This window comes from Dietzia sp. 111N12-1, assembly GCF_001658045.1.
Taxonomy (GTDB): Bacteria; Actinomycetota; Actinomycetes; order Mycobacteriales; family Mycobacteriaceae; genus Dietzia; species Dietzia kunjamensis.
On record NZ_LSSV01000083.1, the window covers coordinates 1 to 2,070 of the forward strand.

A 2,070-nucleotide genomic window follows, 5' to 3' on the forward strand; every position below is an offset into this window, starting at 1 on the left:
GTGAACCTGGTGGGCAACCAACTAGTGGAGCGCTCTGCCACGGTCACCGCAGCGCTCAAGATCGTCGGCATCGCGGTGCTGGCGATCGCGGGAATCCTCGCCGCGGGACTCTCCTCCCTGCCCCGGCTCATTACCGCCGCTGGACGCACGCCACCAGACCAGGGATGGGTGGGCTTTCTCGCCGGTGTCACCCTATGCATCCTGGCGTACAAGGGGTTCACCACGATCACCAACCACGGCGGGGATCTGAAGAACCCCAAGCGCAATATCGGCCGCTCAATCATTATTTCCATCGCCCTGTGCACGGCGCTCTATCTATTGATCACCGTCGCAGTCACTGCGAGCCTGACCGTGCCAGAGATCATCGAGGCCCGCGACTACGCACTGGCCGAAGCAGCCCAGCCGATGTTCGGCGACTGGGGCATGAGAATAACCGTGCTTATCGCGGTGGTCGCCACACTGTCTGGACTGATCGCGAGCCTATTCTCAGTCTCGAAGCTCTACGACATGCTCCGNAGAAATGGGCCAAGCCCCGGGCCTGCCCGGCCGGCCAGGACATCAGTCGCTCTACATCACCGCCGGGCTGGCGATCGTGATGGCCGCCTTCTTCGACCTCTCCCAGATCGCCTCCCTTGGCGCTATCTTGTATTTGGCCATGGACATTGCCATCCACTTCGGGATCATCCGCCGTCTCAAAAACGACGTCGCCGCCAACTCCTGGATCCCGTTGCTCGCGATCATCCTTGACCTCGCGGTACTGGTGCCCTTCCTGCTCACCAAGAGCCAATCGGACCCGTTCACCCTCGTCATCACCGCGCTAGTGGCCCTAGCCATCGTCCTCGCCCAGTGGCTCGCCGTGCGACACCACCAACACCAGTGAGAACACAGAGCACACCAGAGACTCCAACCAACCCAGCGCGATTCAGGCCGCACGACGCGCGTCCGCTGAGCGCGTTGAGGCGCGCATCTCCCCACACTTGTGGCACACGCCGTACCGGCTTCACCGAACCTTCACGTGAAGGACAGTTCGTCCTTCACAAACACTTGGCAGATTGGGGGTGTACCGATCAATGGTCCCGTGCACTCGGGGCTGGATCGAGCACCCAGGAGGAAACGATGCAGGCGAGATGGAGTATCAACATCACCCCTATCGAAAGGGGCGCTCGCATCGTGTTGGGTCTTCTCGGTGTCGTTGGCGGAGGAATTCTGCTCAGCCAGGCGGATTCCACGGGCGCGGTGATCGTGGAGCTGTTGTTGATCGTGGCTGGTCTGGACCTGATCGTCACTGGTGGGACCGGGCACTGTCCACTGTACAAAAAATTGGGCCGCCTCCCGCTTCGGAAAGGACACCCCTCATGAGCGAGCAATCACCCCAGGAGCGACGGCGCCAGCCACTAGACGCGCCCCCTGATCAGCCCCCCGTTGCGGGGTCGGCTTCCCCCTACAGCGATGGGCCTCTGGAAGAGCAGTACCCGCCCGAGCCCTCGAAGCCCGGACGCTCCGGTCATCGTTGGATGATGCTCGCGTGTTGTGTCCCGATGCTCGTTCTTGTCGGGGTCCTGCTGGTGACCGGGGTCGCAGGCACCGGAGTGATCGTGTTTGGCGCGCTGTGCGTGGCGATGATGGGCCTGATGATGTTCGCAATGCCCGGTGGCCACGGCCATTAACCCGCCACTACACGCTCCTGGGATCCAATCGGCTCAGCATTGAACCGACCAGGAGCGAGCACGACGCGATTTCCAAGGCTGGATGACACCGAGATGGCTGCAGCGGCCACTAGCACGATGAGTTACACCGTCAGGGGACTGACCTGCGGTGAGTGCATCGCGCGAATGATCGAGCATCTATGGGGGCTACCCGAAGTCGAGGGGGTGTCAGTCGACCTCATCAAAGACGGGCAGTCCGTCATCACGATCAGATCTTCTCCCGAAAACAGCCTGGCGCAGACCCTCACCGCGGTCGAACGGGTGGGTTTTGAGCTGACCGGCCGAATGGAGCTGACCGGGCATTGGCCGGGCCTACACGGTGCGTTGCATCCCGACGAAATGTGGTTCCCCCCGAATCGTGGAG

General features: G+C 62.2%; 5 protein-coding genes. All 5 read left to right on the forward strand.

Translation table 11 applies throughout. The features are described from left to right. On the forward strand, positions 1 to 747 hold a 747-nt coding region (locus AYO52_RS15955; protein ID WP_253702248.1), incomplete at its 5' end, for an APC family permease. After that, complete coding sequence (locus AYO52_RS19035; protein WP_253702250.1) at positions 728 to 880, forward strand: hypothetical protein; 153 nt, start codon at positions 728 to 730, stop codon at positions 878 to 880. The genes AYO52_RS15955 and AYO52_RS19035, both read left to right, overlap by 20 nt. Before the next feature lie 236 nt (positions 881 to 1,116). Beyond that, the gene (locus AYO52_RS17985; RefSeq protein WP_076599981.1) at positions 1,117 to 1,359 is read left to right on the forward strand and encodes a DUF2892 domain-containing protein; all 243 of its coding nucleotides are present in this window, start codon (positions 1,117 to 1,119) and stop codon (positions 1,357 to 1,359) included. A 179-nt stretch (positions 1,360 to 1,538) separates the two neighbouring features. Next, positions 1,539 to 1,667, forward strand: a complete 129-nt coding sequence (locus AYO52_RS19155) for a hypothetical protein (protein ID WP_256385638.1) — start codon at positions 1,539 to 1,541, stop codon at positions 1,665 to 1,667. 117 nt (positions 1,668 to 1,784) lie between these two features. Then, positions 1,785 to 2,070 (forward strand): heavy-metal-associated domain-containing protein (locus AYO52_RS18455; protein WP_172812191.1); only part of this gene is annotated, 286 nt, incomplete at its 3' end.

What these genes read in the sequence shown, in the direction of transcription:
- AYO52_RS17985 (WP_076599981.1), top strand. Translation starts at nt 1,117, where the DNA reads ATGCAGGCGAGATGGAGTATCAACATCACCCCTATCGAAAGGGGCGCT.
- AYO52_RS19155 (WP_256385638.1), top strand. Translation starts at nt 1,539, where the DNA reads ATGCTCGTTCTTGTCGGGGTCCTGCTGGTGACCGGGGTCGCAGGCACC.